The 1,688-nt window shown below is 66.6% G+C and carries 2 protein-coding genes; one reads left to right on the forward strand and one right to left on the reverse strand.

The window, feature by feature from the left end; translation table 11 throughout:
• Window positions 1-312: alpha-L-fucosidase (locus IEY93_RS38630; RefSeq protein ID WP_229691484.1), on the reverse strand; the 312-nt coding region annotated here is incomplete at its 3' end.
• A gap of 1,170 nt (window positions 313-1,482) precedes the next feature.
• Here IEY93_RS38630 and IEY93_RS38635 point away from each other — a divergent pair.
• On the forward strand, window positions 1,483-1,688 hold a 206-nt coding region (locus tag IEY93_RS38635), incomplete at its 3' end, for an arabinofuranosidase catalytic domain-containing protein (RefSeq protein ID WP_229691485.1).

The following is a 1,688-nucleotide window of genomic DNA, read 5'->3' on the forward strand; positions in this document are numbered from 1 at the left end:
CGACGGGTCGCCGTAGACGCTCTTGTGGTGGTTGTTCTCGTTCGACCCGTTGTTGTGCATGTTGCGCGGGTACCACTCGTTGGCGTAGGCCGGGACGCTGAACACGCCCCAGTGCCAGTAGATGCCGAACTTGGCGTCCTGGAACCACTGCGGGGCCGGCGGGTGCTGGTCGACCGACGCCCAGGTCGGTGTGTAGCTCTGCGGGCCTTCGGTCGCGAACGCCGGCCGGATCCCCAGCAGGCCGGCCGCCGCGACACCTCCGGTACCGGCGAGCAGGGTACGGCGGTTGAACCGGGGCGATGAGGACATCATGTGAGGGCCTTTCGAAGAGGGCTCCCGGCCGCCGCCGTCATCGCCGGTGCGGAGCGCCGTACGCTCAGCCCGGCCGCGTGCCGGGGCGAGCCGGAGACGCCCGGTGTACGCGCTGTGCCGAAACCGCCGCTGGACGGAGATAAAGCCGGGAACGTGCCGGTGGGAAATGCGGGCGAAGGAGGGGGAATGCTTCTCGGGAACTGCACGACCGGGCCGCGCCCGGGCGCACCCTGATCGGCGTGCCGGCCGGCGCTCCTGCCGTTCCACCACCGACCCCCGGCAGGAGGAGGGCCGCTTCGGGACTCATTCTGGAAACTCCACGGAAACCTGTCAAGGCGGAATAGCCGTTCTTCGCGCCGGCCGGGCGCCACTAATACGTGCTATCTGCGGCGATCGCCGGCCTGGATTGCGGAAGTCGCCATTTCTGCCGCTCGGGAGCCTCGGGGAGGCCGTACCGCCCTCGTCTTCGGCGGCATCGTGAAAGTTTCATGCCACGCCTCGTTCGAAGGATCGCCGGAGTTTCTGGATGGCCAGGTGGGGGGGCATCCGGCGGCCGGCGGGCGGTATTCGGCGGAGTCCCGGCCTTGACAGCGGCTCACCGCCTCGTATTGGCTCCGCCGCACCACCACCCCTGAATGTGTTCCAGTGCAGAGAGGTGAATCATCAGCGATGATGTTAACGCTAACAATTGTCTGACCAGCGCGATGATGAGATGTGGTGGAGCCGGTGGCGTGATCACGACTCGGCGACGCCCGCATCCAGCGCGCACGATGCGGATGGCATCTTCGATGGTCCGCGGACGTCGGTCGTCATACGTATGTTATCGCTAACACGGAGCGTGCCACCGATCGGGGATCGGTGAGGCCGGCAGGTCGGCCGTTCCGGCCTGGCAAGCATTTCGTGATTTCGCTGGAAACCTTGACGTAACATCGCTTCCCGTTCCATAGTGAGCCGGTCAACCCCGCGAGCATCGTGTCTTCGGAGGCCGTATACCAGCCACGGTTGTTAGCGCTAACAAACACCCCCCCTTCCGTGTTCATCGCGCTGTCACAGGTCAGTGCGCATGTCGCCGGGCATGCGATCGCGTGGCGATCGCGCGCGCCTTTCCGGCAATGCGCCGTGCCCAGGTCTTTGGCATTCGCGACATTCTCTGAAACGCAGAGGTCAATCATGGTCGTTCGCCCCGGATTCCGGAAACTCAAGAACGCGCTGCTCTCCACGGGCGCGGCCGTCGGGCTCGCCGTCGGGCTGCTGTCCGCCGTCTCCACGCCCTCACAGGCCGCGGCGTCGCAGCCCTGTGACATCTACGCCGCGGGTGGCACGCCCTGTGTGGCGGCGCACAGCACGACCCGCGCGCTGTACGGCGCCTACAACGG

Origin of the sequence: Sphaerisporangium melleum (assembly GCF_014646695.1) — a bacterium.
Lineage (GTDB): Bacteria > Actinomycetota > Actinomycetes > Streptosporangiales > Streptosporangiaceae > Sphaerisporangium > Sphaerisporangium melleum.